We start from the raw sequence: 16,712 nt of genomic DNA, 5'->3' as shown, positions 1-16,712 counted from the left end.
CTCAGATATCAATCTCGCCTTCGGGCTCATTTTCGGGTTTTTCCGGCTCAACCTCGGGCTCGGGCGGCTTTTTGCGGATAATGATATCCCCGTTCGGCAGGATTTCCGGAGCCTCGTAAACGCTCCAGTCCTGCACTTCGGCGGCCAGTTCCGCCAGGGCCGGTCCCATTTCCTCAAAAAACGACTGCATCGCGGGGCCGAATTGATCTGCCAGCCCCAACAAATCCTCAAGCGCGGGTTCCATTTCCTGACGCAGCCCTTCAAAGAACAACTCAGCCCCTTGTTCCATCAAGGATTTGCCTGTGTCGTCCTCTGCCTGTGCCGGAACGCCCATGGCCGCTGTGACCACGCATATTGAAATGAACTTTTTCATGCTTCAGATATAAGTCGCCCACGCCGGCGATGAAAGGTCACAGATCAATATCCAGCGTGACAGGGAAGTGATCCGAGGCTGTCAGCAGCGCCTCGTGCAGGTCCCGCGAGGCATAGCATGCAGGGTCCTGGAAAGGATGCCATATGCGCCATTTCGGGCGCTTAACACGCAGCCCTTCGCTGATCATGACATAGTCCAACAGCGCCTCAAGATGATCAGCCCTGTCGCGGCGCACAAAGCGCGCGGACGAGGGTAAGATTTCGGGTTTAGCCTCATTTGCCATCACCGCATGCGGATCGAACAGACCGGTCTGCAACAGGATTTCAACAGATGAGCGCCCGAACAGGTTTTCAAACTCATCCAAGCCCGGCCCGTCGTTGAGATCGCCCAAAAGGATGACATGCTCGTCAGCCGCAATATGCGCCTGTACTCGCCGCCCCAACCAGACAGCCTGTGCAAGCTGTTTGCGTCGATTGGCGATGGATATCCGGATCGCCTCATCGCGGCTTTCTGCCCCATGCGGGGCTTTGGATTTCAGATGCGCTCCGATCAGGCGAAACGTCGCCCCGCCTGACGTCTGCGCTGACAACTCCATTGGCGGCTTGGAAAAGCGCACATGATCCTCGGTTGCATCAATATCCAGGTCGATCTTGAAAACGCCATCAAAACGAGGGGCAGCCCCTTTTCCTTCCTTGTTTCCTTTGGGATCATGGCGCAATGACAGGATCTGAGGATCGAAAAGAAACGCAAGTTCCTGATGGGTATCGTTCGGAAACCCCATGATCGCGTTTCCTATGCGCAGATCGAACGCTTCGGCAAACCCTTGCAGCGCACGCACCGTGTTCTGCGTCTTACCAGTATTCGGAGCTTCAACAATCAGCACGGCATCCGCATCGATTGCCGTCAGCACTTTTGCGATGGCCTCGATCTGTTCAGCTTTGGTGACATTGTATCTGCCGGACCAGCTGTCATCTACGATCAAGCGGTCTTGCCGGTCGAAGAGATTGGCGAACCATTCAATATTGTAGGTTGCCAATCGCATCGGTTCAGGCCTGCGCGCCTTTGATTTCATCCCAGGCGCGATTGATGTCGATCATCTTTTTTTCGGCCAGACGAATGGCCTCTTCCGGAACGCCTCGTGACATCATGGCGTCGGGATGAGTGTCGCGTACAAGTTGCCGCCAGACCTTACGAATGTCGGGCAGCGGCATATTCCGCGGCACACCCAGCACCGTATAGGGATCCTTTGGTGCATCCGGTACAAACCGTGCGCGTAAGGCCAGAAACTGAGCATCGGTCTGACCGAATATCCGGCTGACATCTTCCAGAAACTTATTTTCGTTGGGATGATAAAACCCGTCGGCCATTGCGATATGAAACAACCCCTCCATCAGGTCGCACAAGGTGGTGCTGTCTTCTGCGAACATATAGGCAATTTTGCTGGCATATTCCTGATACCCGGCGACATCGGTGCGCGCCATGTCAAAGACACGGGCTGCACCGGCCTCATCTTCGCGCGCGATCTGGAATACATCCCGAAAGGCAGTAACCTCGTCTCGCGTGACCTGCCCGTCGGCCTTGGCCATCTTGGCCCCCAGGGCGATGACCGCAATCGCAAAGGCGACCGAGCGTTCCGGCGGCGTGCGCAGTTTCTCGAACACGGCCGTCAGGCTTTCGCCCTGTGCAAGCGCGCTTAGCGCATCGGATATACGGGTCCAAATCGACATGAGCGCACCCTAACCCGCTCCGTCGCGACTGTCAGGTGCGACAGATCACTGCGGGGCAAGAATTTTCTGCATCAGCACAAGATCTAACCACTGACCGCATTTAAACCCCACCTCGGGCATCAGGCCCACTTGTGTAAATCCGGCAGCCGTATGGAAAGCGATGGCCGCAGGGTTGGCCGAGGAAATGCCCGCAATCAGAACATGAACATTGTCCATCTGTGCGCGGGCTTCCAAGGCCTGCAACAATACGCGGCCTATCCCCTGGCCCCGCGCCTGCGGTGCCAACAGGATCGAGTGTTCACGCGTATGGGCATAGCCCGGCCCTGACCGAAACGCACCATAGGTTGCGAAGCCCAGAACAACGCCGTCACGCTCGGCCACCAGAAACGCCGCCCCCCTGGAGACGATATCCAAGGCAACGGCGTCATCGTTGCGCAAGTCAGTGGTGAATGTGATCAGCGTATCGCGGATGATCGCATTCCAGATCGCCGCAACAGCGGGTGCATCTTCTGGCTGGGCTTGCCGGATGTTCATTCCAATACCCGTACCCCGTGCGGTGTGTCGATTTCGGCACGCAACGCCGCCGGACCGCTGTCGAACTCAACTTGCCCCAACGGCCCCACCGCTTTGGCGAGATCCAGCGCATCAGGGTGATAGACGACTAGGCGGCGCAGCTGGCAGCCACTGTCGTTCAGCATGTTTGCCGGGTGAAGGTCACCCTGCCACTGGATCAGCGCCGGGAAAAGATTATCAAACGGCAGGCGCCCATTGGGAGGCACCGCCATGCGCCAACGCAGCGCGCCACGGTTTAGGTCGATCGGTTGGCCGACTCCGTCAGGAAAGACCGTCAGCGAGGCCTCGATATCCGGAACCTGGCAAATCCAGTTGGTCAGGCGGGGAGCGCCCTGAAACCGATCTAGATCGAACCAGCGGGTTCTTTGCGGATTGGGTGCATCGGGGTCAATCGCGATGGCTTCCAGATACAAACCGTCCCGCAGGCCCAACAACCGGTTATGAGTTCCGAATTTCTCGTGCTTGCCGCCATCATGCAAGGGTACGCCCAGCGCCTGTTCGACATGAGCCGAAGCCTGTTCAAGCGTTTCGCCAGCAACCGCCAAGTGATCAAGTAACACGGATGAGCCCCCCAGATGACAAACGGCCAGACCGCAAGGGTCTGGCCGTATGTTTTCCTCAAAGGCGCTGGATCACAAGATTTTTCGACGAAAAATCTTGGTGCCGGTTCAATCTTTGGCTTCGCCGATCAAACGCAGGATATCTTGTGCCGCCTCTGGGATGTTCGTACCCGGACCAAAGATCGCCTTAACCCCGTGATCATAGAGGAACTTATAATCCTGTTGCGGGATGACACCTCCGCAGATGACGATGATATCCTCAGCCCCGGCCTTTTTCAGTTCTTCGACCAGCTGCGGGGCCAGCGTCTTGTGCCCGGCTGCCTGAGACGAAATGCCGACGACATGGACGTCATTGTCCACCGCGTCTTGTGCTGCCTCGGCCGGCGTTTGGAACAGCGGGCCAACGTCCACGTCAAAGCCGATATCGGCAAAGGCTGTGGCGATCACCTTGGCTCCCCGGTCATGCCCGTCCTGCCCCATCTTGACAACCAGCAGGCGCGGGCGACGGCCTTCGGCCTCAGCAAAATCCTCAATGGACTTCTGGATGGCGGCAAAGCCTTCGTCGCCCTCATAGGCGGCCCCATAAACACCGGCCAGCGTTTTGACCTCGGCGCGGTGGCGACCAAATTCCTTTTCCATTGCCATGCTGATCTCTCCTACGGATGCGCGGGCACGGGCGGCTTCGACAGCAGCGGCCAGCAGGTTGCCGCCATCGCGGGCGGTGGTCGTCAGGGTGTCCAGCGCCATTTGGCAGGCAGCCTCATCGCGCGTGGCACGGATGCGTTCCAGACGTGCCACCTGCGCCTCGCGGACAGCCACGTTGTCGACATCCAGAATGTCTATCGGGTCTTCCCGTTCCTTGCGGTACTTGTTGACGCCGACGATTACCTCGTCACCCCGGTCGATCATCGCCTGCCGTCGGGCGGCGCTTTCTTCTATCCGAAGCTTTGGCATGCCGGATGCAACGGCCTTGGTCATGCCGCCCATTTCCTCGACCTCTTCCATAAGAGCCCAGGCTTTTTCGACCAGCTCATTGGTCAGGCTTTCGACATAGAAAGACCCGGCTAGCGGATCGACCACATCGGTCACCCCGGTTTCCTCTTGCAGCACCAGCTGCGTGTTCCGTGCAATGCGAGCAGAGAAATCGGTGGGCAGCGCAATCGCCTCGTCCAAGGCGTTAGTATGCAGCGATTGGGTGCCGCCCAGAACCGCACTCATCGCCTCATAGGCGGTGCGGATCACGTTGTTATAGGGGTCTTGTTCTTGCAGCGACACGCCCGAGGTCTGGCAATGGGTCCGCAGCATCTTAGAGCGCTCGGATTTCGCGCCGAAATCGGTCATCACCCGATGCCAAAGGGTACGGGCCGCACGCAGCTTGGCAATTTCCATGAAGAAATTCATGCCAATGGCAAAAAAGAACGACAAGCGACCAGCGAATTTGTCGACATCCATTCCGGCCTGTGTCGCTGCACGAACGTATTCGCGCCCATCAGCCAGCGTATAGGCCAGCTCCTGCACCAGGTTCGCCCCGGCCTCTTGCATGTGATAGCCCGAGATTGAGATCGAGTTGAATTTGGGCATATCATTCGACGTATATTCGATGATGTCCGAGATGATCTTCATCGAAGGCTCAGGCGGGTAGATATAGGTGTTACGCACCATGAATTCTTTCAGAATGTCATTCTGAATAGTGCCGGACAGGACGGATTTGTCGTGGCCCTGTTCCTCACCCGCTACAATGAAACTTGCCAGGATAGGAACCACGGCACCGTTCATGGTCATCGAGACCGAGACCTTGTCCAACGGGATGCCGTCGAACAGGATTTTCATGTCCTCTACGCTGTCGATGGCCACACCGGCCTTGCCCACATCGCCGACAACGCGTGGGTGGTCGCTGTCATATCCGCGGTGCGTGGCCAGATCGAAAGCCACCGAGACCCCCTGCTGACCCGCCGCCAGATTGCGACGGTAGAAGGCATTCGATTCTTCGGCGGTGGAAAACCCCGCATATTGGCGGATCGTCCAAGGACGACCGGCATACATTGTCGCCTTTACCCCGCGCGTGAACGGCCCAAACCCGGGCATGGAGTCCATATGCGGCAGATCAGCCGTATCTTCCTGTGTATAGAGTGGCTTGACGGCGATGCCTTCCAGCGTCTCTTTTGTCAGGTCGTCCAACGGGCGACCGCGCAGCTCTTTCTCGGCCAGCGCCTGCCAGTCTTTCCTATTGGTCATTGCGATATCCTTTTCTCAATTCGGGTCGCGCAAGGGCGTGGCCCGCGCGTTATCATCCGTGGTTGCGCCCATTGGAATTGGATGGGACGCAATATTTTATGGGCTGCGTGCATTTCGCTGGTCGCATTCGTGCGCACAGGGACTATATTCAATCCAACAGGAGGCCCAATGACACGAACGCTAGCCTTTGTTTTTTCGGCGCTATTTCCATTGGCGGCCCTTGCAGCTGACGGGGCAGCCCCGGCTGACGATGAATTTGTCCGCCCTGTGGGGGATAGCGAGCTCAGCGAATATCTGTGGATCAAGCGGCCCATTGTTGTCTTTGCCGATACACCTGCTGACCCGCGATTCCAGCAGCAGGTCGACATGCTTTTGGAAGGGGAGGACGTCATGCGCGACCGCGATGTGGTCGTTCTGATCGACACTGACCCTGACGCCCGCTCGCCCATCCGGTCAAAACTACGCCCGCGCGGGTTCCAGATGGTGTTTGTCGACAAGGACGGCGTGGTCAAACTGCGCAAACCTTCCCCTTGGAGCGTGCGTGAAATCGGTCGCTCCATCGACAAGACCCCCCTGCGCCAACGCGAAATCCGTGAACGGCGTGAGGGCGGCTGAACGCGTTTCCCATACCCGACGGCCCCGGCGGCGACCGCCGGTTCCCTTGCAGGATATGTCAAACGCGTGGTCATGATCATTCAAACTCGATGATCACATCATCCACGGCGAGGCTGTCGCCGGGGCCTGCGTTGATCTTGGCAACGGTGCCTTTTTTCTCGGCGCGCAGGATGTTTTCCATCTTCATCGCCTCGATGGTGCACAGCGCCTGACCTTCCTGCACTTCTTGGCCCACTTCGACATCGACCTTTACGATCAGGCCAGGCATCGGGCAGAGCAGCAGTTTCGACGTATCCGGCGGCAGTTTCTCGGGCATCAGCTTGGCCAGTTCCGCCTGACGCGGACGGCGCACATGCACCTTCATATCCGCGCCCCGGTTGCGGATCCGGAACCCGCCCGAGATTTTGTCGGCCTTCAGAACCAGCGGGCTACCGTCTATGTCCAGCACCGCCAGCTGGTCGCCCGGCGTCCACTCCGAGGCCACGCGCAATGTCGCGCCGTCTTCGAATTTGACCGTCGCGCCCTCTTTATCGGCATTCACCTGAACTGCGTATTCCTGGCCCTGCAGGGTCACGACCCAGCGTTTGCCGACCTTGCGTTCATGGTTGTCCATCCGGCCCGATACACGGGTGCGGCGAATCTCAGCCACCCGGTGCATGGCGGCGCAGGAAGCTGCGATCTGGCGCAGGTCAGCCTCGGGCAGCTCTACGCCCTGGAACCCATCGGGGTACTGTTCTTCGATGAACGCGGTAGTCATCTCGCCCTTGATGAAGATCGGATGATCCATCACTGCCGACAGGAACGGCAGATTGTGCCCGATGCCTTCTACCTCGAAACTGTCCAGCGCCACTCGCATCGCCTCAATCGCTTGATCACGGGTCGGGGCCCAGGTGCAGAGCTTGGCGATCATCGGATCGTAATACATACTGATCTCGCCGCCTTCATAGACGCCGGTATCGTTGCGAACGGCGGCCTCTCCGCTGGGGGCCTCACCCTGCCATTTGTCATTTACCAACAGCGGACCAGCGGCAGTTTCCTGCGGCGGGCGGTAGCGCGTCAATCGACCAATGGACGGCAAGAAGCCACGATAAGGATCTTCGGCATACAAACGGTTTTCAATCGCCCAGCCGGTCAGTGTGACATCGTCCTGGGAGATCGACAGCTTCTCACCGGCCGCGACGCGGATCATCTGTTCGACCAGATCGACACCGGTGATCAGTTCGGTCACCGGGTGTTCCACCTGCAGGCGTGTGTTCATTTCCAGAAAATAGAAGTTCTTGTCACCATCAACGATAAACTCGACCGTGCCAGCGCTCGCATAATCCACAGCCTTGGCCAAGGCCACCGCCTGTTCGCCCATCGCCTTGCGTGTCGCCTCGTCCAGGAAAGGCGATGGCGCCTCTTCCACAACCTTCTGGTTTCGGCGCTGAATCGAGCATTCGCGTTCGCCCAGATAAATGCCATTACCATGGCTGTCGCACAGAACCTGAATCTCGATGTGACGGGGTTGGGTCACGAATTTCTCGATGAAAATCCGGTCATCTCCAAAGGAATTCGCGGCCTCGTTCTTGGAGGACTGGAACCCTTCGCGCGCCTCGTCGTCGGTCCATGCGATCCGCATACCCTTGCCACCGCCGCCAGCACTGGCCTTGATCATGACCGGATATCCGATCTCATTCGAAATCTTGACGGCCTCGTCGGCGTCTTCGATCAGGCCCATATAGCCCGGAACCGTAGAGACGCCGGCCTCTTGCGCGATCTTTTTAGAGGTGATCTTGTCACCCATGCTTTCAATCGCACCGACCGGAGGGCCGATAAAGGCCACGCCTTCGGCATCCAGAGCTTGGGCGAATCTCGAGTTTTCCGACAGAAAACCATACCCCGGGTGAACCGCCTGCGCGCCGCTCTGACGGATTGCCTCCATCACCCGGTCGATGACGATATAGGACTGGTTTGCAGGCGGTGGGCCAATATGCACCGCCTCATCCGCCATCGATACATGCAGGGCGTTCTTGTCCGCGTCAGAATAGATGGCGACCGTGCCGATGCCCATCTTGCGGGCGGTTTTGATAACCCGGCAGGCGATCTCGCCCCGGTTGGCGATCAGGATCTTGTTGAACATGGAACGTCCTCTGTCTTGAAGTTCTGGAAACGCAAAACGCCGCCGCGGGGCAATGGCCCCACGACGGCGTGTCGCGCGATGACGGTCGGGGCGACGGGGACCCCGAAGATTTCGTTATCTACAGTTGTTCTGGGTCTTGCAGTAAAGCACGTTGCCTGCCGCGCCGACCACGGCACCCAACAGCGGGTCGGCACTGACGACTGCCGCGCCAACGGCGCCGGCTCCGCCGCCAAGCAACGCCTGCTCGCCGGTCGAGTCTCCGCACGCCGCGAGCCCTGCACAAGCCGCCATTGCAAGAATGACTTTCGAGATTCGCATGATGTTTGCCCTTTTTGGTTTTTTAACAATTTCAGAGCCAGATGCGGGAAATCGCCACTGTTATTCAATAACGAGCGTACCGAAATGCCCATTTGCGCAGTTTTATGCCATCCAATGACTGAAGTTTGCACAAAGAAAAACGCGGGCAGGACATTGTGAAAACCACAAGCCTGCCCGCGGAAGGAAGGGGTACGGAATAGTAGGTGCGCGTGCGACGCAGGCAAAGTAGAGCCGCACGACCCGCTCACCATGCACGGCCCGGTTGCACCTGCAAACCGGGATTGGCCAGTGGTGAAATTTCCGGCCAGAATCTGCCCATTCAGCGAAATATCGCGCAGAAACGCGCCGATTCCGCTCGCGTGAACTTTGGTTGAGCAGGGTGAAATTCGCGCCCCGACAGTTACGCAAACCTTTGTTTTATCAACACTACCTGAGATCACATGACCTGAAGAATTTGATCCTAAGTCGCCGCGGCCAACCCCCGCCGACTGGCCTTTTTCCTGCCCAAGCCTTGATGGTTCTCCCGCCACCAAGCCACGGGTGATACACGCCATAGAATCAGTAGTTTGCGCCCTTTCCCTCAGGTATTTTGAGCGATTGTCACGCGCCCGATCTGCACAGCGCACATATCCTTCTTGGCCCAACCGGGGCAAAGAAACCCTGTTGGAATTTTCAAGGCGTTTATGTGCGACGACGTCGATCACCTTCAGCTATCCCCGCCGAAAATGTCAGGAAACGAGGCTCTGGCCACGCTCGGATCAATGACCAGCAATGCATCATAGCTGGCGGGGTCAAACGGATCCTCCGCCGGAATGACCTCACGCCCGAAAAACCAGCTCAGGCGACCGGCATCCAGATTGCCACGTTCGAATGGCTGGTCGCCAAAATGCTCCCACAAGGCCTCGATAAACGCTGCATCCGCGCGACGATCAGCAGGTTTACGATCCCGGAACCGTTCACGCGTTGTCAGTGGGGTAACACCCTTTGGGTTGGCCCGTCTGATAGTGAATTGATAATCCGTCCCGGTCAGACGGCCGGGAAATCCGCGATGTTTCAACATTTCAGCGCCTCTTCGCTAAGGTCCTTTGAGGCGAAGGGGAATGCACAGAAATTGTGGTAATTGACAACCATTCTCAAATCCCTCCGTCCCAGACACATTGGGAATCCTGCAGAAGATACGCTTCGAAGAACTGCGTGGCATCCGGCGCAGTATGGCCAAAATCTATCGGCTTGTTCGACAGGGAAATCACAACCCTGGCTGGTTCCAGCTTGTGGTGCGCGACATAGGCCACGGCCAGCGTCTGACACAGGTGCTCCATGTCGATCGTGGCGACATCATATCCAATGCGTCCCACATCCGAGCCGATCTTTGGCGCGATGAACCGAAAGCGCAGCCATAACTCGCCCGGATTGTTGTCCAGCAGGACGTCGTTCAGATGTACAGGCTGCCCAGAGGGCACCGGCACCAATGCTTCAGCGAATGTAGGCGAACCAAGACAGAGAATTGCCAGACATAAGGCGCGATCCCAGACCCACCAAAGGCGAGCTCCTCTCTCCGGGATCGCGCGCGCATGCCTACTGGCTCGCGCTTTTCTATGTCCAATAAGGCATTTCATTTAGCAGCTTTGCTCTCAAAGTCAAATTCGCCGTTTGGTGGTCTTTACACCAACGTGCCGAGAGGCAGGCACACCAGAGCACCTGCCCCGCGACCTTCAGCTTACAGCGGAATGTTATCGTGCTTTTTCCAGGGGTTTTTCAGTTGCTTGTTACGCAAGCTGGCAAAAGCTCGCGATACGCGGCGGCGGGTCGAATGCGGCATGATCACCTCATCAATGAATCCACGTTCCGCAGCCACAAACGGGTTGGCAAACCGGTCCTCATAGTCCTGAGCGTGCTGTGCGATTTTGTCGGCATCGCCCAGATCCGCACGGTGGATGATTTCGGTCGCGCCCTTGGCCCCCATCACCGCGATCTCGGCGGTTGGCCAAGCATAGTTGAAATCGCCACGCAGATGTTTGGATGCCATCACGTCATAGGCACCGCCATAGGCCTTTCGGGTGATCACTGTGACCTTCGGAACGGTCGCCTCGCCATAGGCAAACAGCAGTTTTGCGCCATGTTTGATCACACCGCCATATTCCTGCGAGGTTCCCGGCAAAAAGCCCGGCACGTCGACCAGTGTCAAAATCGGAATTTCAAAGCAATCACAGAACCGGACGAAGCGCGCGGCTTTGCGGCTGCTGTCGATATCCAGACAGCCGGCCAGCACCATCGGCTGGTTGGCTACAACACCTACGGTCTGACCTTCCAGACGGATAAAGCCCGTGATGATGTTCTTGGCGTAATCTTCTTGAATCTCGTAAAAATCACCCTCGTCCGCCACTTTGGCAATGAGTTCTTTCATGTCATAAGGCGTGTTCGGGTTGTCCGGAATCAATGTATCCAGCGAAGCCTCAATCCGGCCCGGTTCGTCAAAGAAGGGACGAACGGGCGGTTTTTCCTTGTTGTTCAACGGTAGGAAATCGACAAGACGGCGCACTTCGGCCAGTGCTTCGACATCGTTTTCGAATGCACCGTCGGCAACCGAGGATTTCTTGGTATGGGTCGATGCACCACCCAGCTCTTCGGCGGTTACAACCTCATTGGTGACGGTCTTGACGACATCGGGGCCTGTCACAAACATGTACGAGGTGTCTTTGACCATAAAGATAAAGTCGGTCATCGCCGGACTGTAGACAGCGCCACCGGCGCAGGGGCCCATGATCACACTGATCTGCGGAACCACGCCCGAGGCCATGATGTTACGCTGGAACACCTCGGCATAACCCGCAAGCGAGGCCACACCTTCCTGGATTCGCGCACCACCCGAATCGTTGATGCCGATCACCGGAGCACCATTCTGGATTGCCATGTCCATGATCTTGCAGATTTTCTGCGCGTGGGTTTCCGACAGAGACCCGCCGAAAACGGTGAAATCCTGGCTGAAGACATAGACCATACGACCATTGATTGTGCCCCATCCGGTGACGACACCATCGCCTGCAGGCTTTTGATTTTCCATCCCGAAATCCGTGCAGCGATGGCTGACAAACATGTCGAATTCTTCGAAACTGCCTTCATCCACCAACAGCTCTATGCGTTCGCGTGCGGTCAGCTTTCCCCGCGCATGCTGCGCATCAATACGTTTTTGCCCACCCCCCAGCCGTGCATCGTTGCGGCGGCCTTCAAGCTCGGAAAGGATGTCTTTCATAACGATGATCCCCTTTGAAATTTGGCGCGACACTATACTTAGTTTCGTTCAGACCAAAGCGTCATTCGGCAAATTTGCAAATCTTTGAAAAGATAGTTCCGGGTAATTGTAAACATGCAAAGTTTCGCACTGAGACACGGTCACGGATGGCAATCCCAAAAACCGTCAGTATACATGTGAACCATGCAGTTTACTTTTTCGCCAGCGCGTCGTTCGCCCCCCACCATTGCCACACTTGTGATGCTATCCGGGCTGTCAGCACTGAGCTTGAATCTTTTCCTTCCCAGCCTGCCCAATATGGCCGCGTATTTTGACGCAGACTACAAAGTCATGCAGTTGTCGATCGCTCTGTATCTGATGATCAGCGCAGTAATCCAAATTCTGATCGGCCCCATCGCAGATAAGGTGGGCCGCAGGCCGGTTATTCTCTGGGGATTGGTTCTGTTTCTGATTGCGACACTGGGTTGCATCTACTCCCCGAACGCCGAAGTATTTCTGGCCTTCAGGATGTTTCAAGCGGTCGTAGCTGTTGGAATGGTCCTTAGCCGCGCAGCGGTGCGAGACCTTTACGAAGCGGATCAAGCCGCTTCGATGATCGGCTATGTCACCATGGGAATGGCCATTGTTCCAATGATCGGCCCTGCCATCGGCGGCTTTCTGGAAGAGAGCTTTGGCTGGAAGGCAAATTTCTGGCTTCCTTTCGGGCTGGGCCTACTGGCGCTAATGCTGACCTATTCCGACTTCGGAGAAACATCCCGCAAAAGCGGGCTGACCTTGCTGCAGCAGTTTCGTGAATACCCGGAATTGCTCAGATCCCCTCGGTTCTGGGGCTATTCCATGGCCTCAGCCCTGTCGTCGGGCGCTTTTTTCGCCTATCTGGGCGGCGCGCCTTTCGTCGGGACTGAACTGTTCGGCCTAACAGCGTCAGAACTGGGCATTTACTTCGGCGCCCCTGCGGTGGGTTATTTCTTCGGCAACTTCTTCAGCGGCAGGTTCTCTGTCCGCTTTGGCGTGAACCGGATGGTTCTTTGGGGGTGCTGGATGAACGCAACCGGCGTTGCACTGTCGACTATCGTGTTCCTTACGGGCTTCGGCTCGGTTCTCAGCTTCTTTGGGTTCATGACCATTGTTGGTGTGGGCAATGGTATGACCATTCCAAACGCAACTTCAGGCGCACTGTCCGTCCGCCCGCACCTGGCCGCGACAGCATCTGGACTGAGCGGGGCCATCATGCTGGGCGGCGGAGCTGGCCTGAGCGCGCTCACGGGCGCAATACTAACCCATGAAACAGGCGCGATGCCGCTGCTGTGGCTGATGTTGGCCTCTGCAACATTTGCCATCGTTGCTATTGCCATCGTGATCCGGCGCGAACGGTATTTGGGCCTGTAACACGCCTTGCGCAGGACGGTTTGCAAAGCTAGCGTTCAAGATTAGAAAAGTTGCAAAGGTACGCCATGGCGACCCAAAAGCTCTATGCTGGTGCAAAACTGCGTGAAATGCGCACGCGCCTGACGCTGACACAAAAGGAATTCGCAGCCAAACTGGGGGTTTCGCTTCCCTATCTGAACCAGATGGAGAATAACAACCGCCCGATCTCGACCACGGTTGTTCTGGCTCTGGCGCAGGAATTCGGCATGGACGTGACCGAACTTAGCACTGGCGACAGCGAACGTCTGGTCTCAGACCTGCGCGAGGCGCTGGCGGACCCCGTGTTTGATGACGCCATGCCACCGCTCGCTGATCTGCGCCTAACAGCTTCAAACGCCCCCGCAATGGCCCGAGCGTTTATCGCCCTGCACCGCACGTATCGCCAGACGCATGAAAGGCTGGCCTCGCTGGACGAAGCCCTGGGACGTGAAGACGCACAGATTCAGGCCAGCCCCTGGGAAGAAGTGCGAGACTTTTTCCATTATTGCGACAACTACATAGACGCGGTTGACCGGGCCGCAGAACGATTTTCTGGCCGCGCCCAGGACAAAGGCGGAATTCGCGCCGCCGCAATCGAAAGCTTGGGTGAAAACGGTATTCGCGTTCAGTTCCCGGATATCGAAGAAACCCGGAAATACGATGCGGATAGCAAAACATTGCTGCTGTCATCACGGATTGCACCGCAAACACAAGTGTTTCAGCTGCTCTTGCAGGTATCCCTAATCAATCAGGACAAGCTGCTTGAAGCGACACTGGATTTCGCCAAATTTCACAGTGATGAGGCGCGCGCGATTGCGAAGATCGGCCTGGCGAATTATTTCGCTGGCGCCTCTCTGATGCCTTATGGCGAATTTCTCAGTGCAGCCCAGCTTTACCGCCATGATTTGGAATTGCTCAGCAATCGTTTTGGAGCATCCATCGAACAGGTGGCCCACAGGCTTTCGACACTGCAGCGCCCCGGTGCAAAGGGGATACCATTTTTCTTTGTTCGGGTGGATCAGGCCGGAACGATCACAAAACGCCACTCCGCCACGCGCCTGCAATTTGCGCGCTTTGGCGGTGCGTGCCCGTTGTGGAATGTGCACCGCGCCTTTGAAACTCCGGGTCACTTCCTGCGGCAGCTTGCCGAAACCCCGGACGGGGTCCGCTATATCTCGCTGGCGCGGGATGTTTCGAAATCGGGCGGTTCGTACGGAGCGCCTGTCCGGCGCTATGCGATTGCGCTGGGATGCGAGGTCCGCCACGCTGAAGCGTTGGTTTATGCGGACAATCTGGATATCTCAAACGCCAGTGCCTACGAGCCCATAGGTATCTCGTGCCGGATCTGCGAACGCCAGAACTGCCACCAACGGTCAGTTCCTCCGCTGGAACGTCGCCTGTCCATCGACACTCATACCCGCGGAACCTTACCCTATGAAGTCACCTGAGCTTTACCCGGCCTAAAACCGCGGCCAGCCGAAACGGGGGCAATGCCCCCGCCCAACCCTTAAGCGTTCGACAAAATCGCCCAGATCTCATCCTTCAGTGCGGCGCGTTTCTTGCGCAGCTCGCCTTCGGCAAGGTCCTCCATCGGCTCGACGTTAGTTTCCGCGCGGTGCACGATACGATTGACCTCATGATACTCTTCAGCCAGACGAGAAAAATGCGCATCGGACTGTTTAAGCTGACTGATCAATTCGACCTTGTCGGGAAACTCTTCGGCCAATTCGTGCGGGGTGTGGGACATTCCTGTTCGCTCCTTAGAAAATGCGTTGCGATTCAGGTCTATATTGGTCCCACTCCCCCCGCTTTGACGCGGATCAAATCAGCGCTGCGCCGAGGACCATAGCGGATGAATCCAAGGCTGATCATTGGCTTTGGGCAACGGATCTTTGCCCAGCAGATGATCCGAGACTTTCTCGCCCACCATGATCGACGGCGCATTAAGGTTGCCGTTGGTGATTTGCGGAAAGATCGAACTGTCCGCCACACGCAGCCGATCCACGCCGATCACCCGGCCTTCGGAGTCGACAACCGCGTTCTGGTCATCCGCCCGTCCCATCCTGCAGGTGCCGCAGGGATGATAGGCACTTTCGGCATGCTCAGCGATAAAGGCGTTCAACTCTTCATCTGTTTGTACCGCAGCACCGGGCTGAATCTCTTTCCCGGCAAAGGGTCTGAACGCCTCTTGCCCGAAAATCTCTCGCGTCAGGCGGATACAGGTGCGGAACTCCTCCCAGTCTTTTTCCTGGCTCATGTAATTGAACCGGATGACAGGTGCGTCCTCGGGTCGAGCCGAGCGCAATGTCACAGCACCCCGTGATTCCGATCGCATCGGACCCACATGTGCTTGGAACCCGTGCCCCTCGGCCGCAGCCTGCCCGTCATAGCGCACCGCCATCGGCAGGAAGTGGTACTGGATGTCGGGGTATTCGACACCCGGCCTTGATCGGATGAAGGCCGCGCTTTCGAACTGGTTCGAGGCACCAAGGCCGGTCTTGGTGAACAGCCATTGCGCCCCGATCAGGCCTTTGCTGACCAGGTTCCAGTGTTTGTAGAGCGTGATCGGCTGAAGCGAGGCTTGCTGGATATACAGCTCCAAATGGTCCTGTAGATTTGCGCCAACCCCCGGACGGTCTGCAACAACTCCGATCCCCTGCTCAGCCAAATGCGCAGCCGGGCCGATTCCAGACAGCATCAAAAGTTTCGGCGAATTGATGGACGAGGCTGCGATGACCACTTCGCGGCGGGCGCGGATGACCTCTGTCTTGCCGCCACGGATCAGTTCAACACCAACAGCGCTTCCGTTTTCCAGAACAATCCGGGTCGCAAGACCGCGCACGATATCGCAGTTCTCGCGCTTGAGCGCAGGCCGCAGATAAGCATTTGCCGCCGACCAGCGCCGCCCTTTCCAGACGGTCTGCTCCATCGGGCCGAAGCCTTCTTGCTTTTCACCGTTATAGTCGCCCGTGATTTCATACCCGGCTTGCTGGCCCGCATCGACAAAGGCCTGGAACAGCGGGTTCGCACGCGGGCCCCGCGACACATGCAGCGGCCCGTCAGTGCCCCGCCACGCGGAATCACCACCATGACCGCCGTCATGCCAGGTCTCCATCCGTTTGTAATACGGCAGCACATCTGCATAAGACCAGCCATCCGCGCCCATCTCGGCCCAGGTATCGAAGTCCCGGGCGTGGCCGCGCACATAAACCATTCCGTTGATCGAAGAGGATCCGCCGATCACCTTCCCTCGCGGGCAGGCCAGGCGGCGGTTGTTCAGATGCGGCTCAGGCTCGGATTGATAGCCCCAGTCATAGCGCGACATGTTCATCGGATAGCTTAGCGCGGCGGGCATCTGGATAAACGGGCCCATGTCGGTACCGCCATGCTCGATCACCAGAACCGAGGCACCGGCCTCACTCAAACGATATGCCATCGCGCAGCCTGCGGAACCTGCGCCGACGATGACGAAATCTGCTTCCATTTTCGGGTCTCCATTCTCAACCGGAGCCAAGATTTTTCATCGAAAAAT

Annotated in this window: 16 protein-coding genes; 3 read left to right on the top strand and 13 right to left on the bottom strand. The window is 57.4% G+C overall.

The genetic code is table 11. The features are described from left to right. Position 1: 1 nt before the first annotated feature. The 6 genes from AC2FIC_RS00975 to scpA form a co-directional block, all read right to left on the bottom strand. The gene (locus AC2FIC_RS00975; RefSeq protein WP_496689681.1) at positions 2-373 is read right to left on the bottom strand and encodes a hypothetical protein; all 372 of its coding nucleotides are present in this window, start codon (positions 371-373) and stop codon (positions 2-4) included. A 37-nt stretch (positions 374-410) separates the two neighbouring features. Then, positions 411-1,415, bottom strand: a complete 1,005-nt coding sequence (locus AC2FIC_RS00970) for an endonuclease/exonuclease/phosphatase family protein (protein ID WP_496690934.1) — start codon at positions 1,413-1,415, stop codon at positions 411-413. A gap of 4 nt (positions 1,416-1,419) precedes the next feature. Next, a complete protein-coding gene (locus AC2FIC_RS00965) occupies positions 1,420-2,100 on the bottom strand; it encodes a molecular chaperone DjiA (RefSeq protein WP_142636813.1) in 681 nt (226 codons plus the stop codon). 45 nt (positions 2,101-2,145) lie between these two features. Next, on the bottom strand, positions 2,146-2,634 hold the full coding sequence (locus AC2FIC_RS00960) for a GNAT family N-acetyltransferase (RefSeq protein ID WP_496690935.1): 489 nt from the start codon (positions 2,632-2,634) through the stop codon (positions 2,146-2,148). After that, positions 2,631-3,233: a VOC family protein gene (locus AC2FIC_RS00955; protein WP_271949459.1), complete on the bottom strand. Its 603-nt coding sequence runs from the start codon at positions 3,231-3,233 to the stop codon at positions 2,631-2,633. The genes AC2FIC_RS00960 and AC2FIC_RS00955 overlap by 4 nt, the downstream gene beginning before the upstream one ends. 108 nt (positions 3,234-3,341) lie before the next feature. Then, positions 3,342-5,468 (bottom strand): methylmalonyl-CoA mutase, encoded by a 2,127-nt coding sequence (scpA, locus tag AC2FIC_RS00950; RefSeq protein ID WP_496690936.1) that lies wholly within the window; start codon positions 5,466-5,468, stop codon positions 3,342-3,344. 168 nt (positions 5,469-5,636) lie between these two features. On the opposite strand from scpA, the gene AC2FIC_RS00945 reads away from it, so the two are divergent. Next, a complete protein-coding gene (locus AC2FIC_RS00945; RefSeq protein ID WP_496690937.1) occupies positions 5,637-6,083 on the top strand; it encodes a DUF4174 domain-containing protein in 447 nt (148 codons plus the stop codon). Positions 6,084-6,159: 76 nt separating this feature from the next. Here AC2FIC_RS00945 and AC2FIC_RS00940 read toward each other — a convergent pair whose 3' ends face one another. The 5 genes from AC2FIC_RS00940 to AC2FIC_RS00920 form a co-directional block, all read right to left on the bottom strand. Next, entirely contained in the window at positions 6,160-8,205 is a 2,046-nt protein-coding gene (locus tag AC2FIC_RS00940; protein ID WP_496690938.1) for an ATP-binding protein, read from the bottom strand. A 114-nt stretch (positions 8,206-8,319) separates the two neighbouring features. Continuing rightward, positions 8,320-8,523 (bottom strand): hypothetical protein, encoded by a 204-nt coding sequence (locus tag AC2FIC_RS00935; protein ID WP_496690939.1) that lies wholly within the window; start codon positions 8,521-8,523, stop codon positions 8,320-8,322. Positions 8,524-9,229: 706 nt separating this feature from the next. Beyond that, a complete protein-coding gene (locus AC2FIC_RS00930) occupies positions 9,230-9,583 on the bottom strand; it encodes a hypothetical protein (protein ID WP_142636799.1) in 354 nt (117 codons plus the stop codon). A gap of 73 nt (positions 9,584-9,656) precedes the next feature. Then, on the bottom strand, positions 9,657-9,983 hold the full coding sequence (locus tag AC2FIC_RS00925) for a DUF6497 family protein (protein WP_271949451.1): 327 nt from the start codon (positions 9,981-9,983) through the stop codon (positions 9,657-9,659). 257 nt (positions 9,984-10,240) lie between these two features. Further along, the gene (locus AC2FIC_RS00920; RefSeq protein WP_496677724.1) at positions 10,241-11,773 is read right to left on the bottom strand and encodes an acyl-CoA carboxylase subunit beta; all 1,533 of its coding nucleotides are present in this window, start codon (positions 11,771-11,773) and stop codon (positions 10,241-10,243) included. A gap of 183 nt (positions 11,774-11,956) precedes the next feature. On the opposite strand from AC2FIC_RS00920, the gene AC2FIC_RS00915 reads away from it, so the two are divergent. Continuing rightward, complete coding sequence (locus AC2FIC_RS00915; RefSeq protein ID WP_281972733.1) at positions 11,957-13,162, top strand: multidrug effflux MFS transporter; 1,206 nt, start codon at positions 11,957-11,959, stop codon at positions 13,160-13,162. Positions 13,163-13,227: 65 nt separating this feature from the next. Continuing rightward, the gene (locus tag AC2FIC_RS00910) at positions 13,228-14,628 is read left to right on the top strand and encodes a helix-turn-helix domain-containing protein (protein WP_142636792.1); all 1,401 of its coding nucleotides are present in this window, start codon (positions 13,228-13,230) and stop codon (positions 14,626-14,628) included. Positions 14,629-14,687: 59 nt separating this feature from the next. On the opposite strand, the gene AC2FIC_RS00905 is transcribed toward AC2FIC_RS00910, so the two are convergent. Both AC2FIC_RS00905 and betA read right to left on the bottom strand, forming a co-directional pair. Continuing rightward, positions 14,688-14,927: an HP1242/YdcH family protein gene (locus AC2FIC_RS00905; protein WP_142636790.1), complete on the bottom strand. Its 240-nt coding sequence runs from the start codon at positions 14,925-14,927 to the stop codon at positions 14,688-14,690. 78 nt (positions 14,928-15,005) lie between these two features. Next, positions 15,006-16,664, bottom strand: a complete 1,659-nt coding sequence (gene betA / locus AC2FIC_RS00900) for a choline dehydrogenase (RefSeq protein ID WP_496690940.1) — start codon at positions 16,662-16,664, stop codon at positions 15,006-15,008. Positions 16,665-16,712 lie beyond the last annotated feature (48 nt).

Source organism: Ruegeria sp. CDSC079 (assembly GCF_059610505.1).
The sequence above is the reverse complement of the archived record's forward strand: the minus strand, read 5'-3'. Positions and strand labels throughout refer to the sequence as shown.

Bases quoted from the DNA above. Each gene is read 5' to 3' on its own strand.
- AC2FIC_RS00975 (WP_496689681.1), bottom strand. From the start codon at position 373: ATGAAAAAGTTCATTTCAATATGCGTGGTCACAGCGGCCATGGGCGTT.
- AC2FIC_RS00970 (WP_496690934.1), bottom strand. From the start codon at position 1,415: ATGCGATTGGCAACCTACAATATTGAATGGTTCGCCAATCTCTTCGAC.
- AC2FIC_RS00965 (WP_142636813.1), bottom strand. From the start codon at position 2,100: ATGTCGATTTGGACCCGTATATCCGATGCGCTAAGCGCGCTTGCACAG.
- AC2FIC_RS00960 (WP_496690935.1), bottom strand. From the start codon at position 2,634: ATGAACATCCGGCAAGCCCAGCCAGAAGATGCACCCGCTGTTGCGGCG.
- scpA (WP_496690936.1), bottom strand. From the start codon at position 5,468: ATGACCAATAGGAAAGACTGGCAGGCGCTGGCCGAGAAAGAGCTGCGC.
- AC2FIC_RS00945 (WP_496690937.1), top strand. From the start codon at position 5,637: ATGACACGAACGCTAGCCTTTGTTTTTTCGGCGCTATTTCCATTGGCG.
- AC2FIC_RS00940 (WP_496690938.1), bottom strand. From the start codon at position 8,205: ATGTTCAACAAGATCCTGATCGCCAACCGGGGCGAGATCGCCTGCCGG.
- AC2FIC_RS00935 (WP_496690939.1), bottom strand. From the start codon at position 8,523: ATGCGAATCTCGAAAGTCATTCTTGCAATGGCGGCTTGTGCAGGGCTC.
- AC2FIC_RS00930 (WP_142636799.1), bottom strand. From the start codon at position 9,583: ATGTTGAAACATCGCGGATTTCCCGGCCGTCTGACCGGGACGGATTAT.
- AC2FIC_RS00920 (WP_496677724.1), bottom strand. From the start codon at position 11,773: ATGAAAGACATCCTTTCCGAGCTTGAAGGCCGCCGCAACGATGCACGG.
- AC2FIC_RS00915 (WP_281972733.1), top strand. From the start codon at position 11,957: ATGCAGTTTACTTTTTCGCCAGCGCGTCGTTCGCCCCCCACCATTGCC.
- AC2FIC_RS00910 (WP_142636792.1), top strand. From the start codon at position 13,228: ATGGCGACCCAAAAGCTCTATGCTGGTGCAAAACTGCGTGAAATGCGC.
- AC2FIC_RS00905 (WP_142636790.1), bottom strand. From the start codon at position 14,927: ATGTCCCACACCCCGCACGAATTGGCCGAAGAGTTTCCCGACAAGGTC.
- betA (WP_496690940.1), bottom strand. From the start codon at position 16,664: ATGGAAGCAGATTTCGTCATCGTCGGCGCAGGTTCCGCAGGCTGCGCG.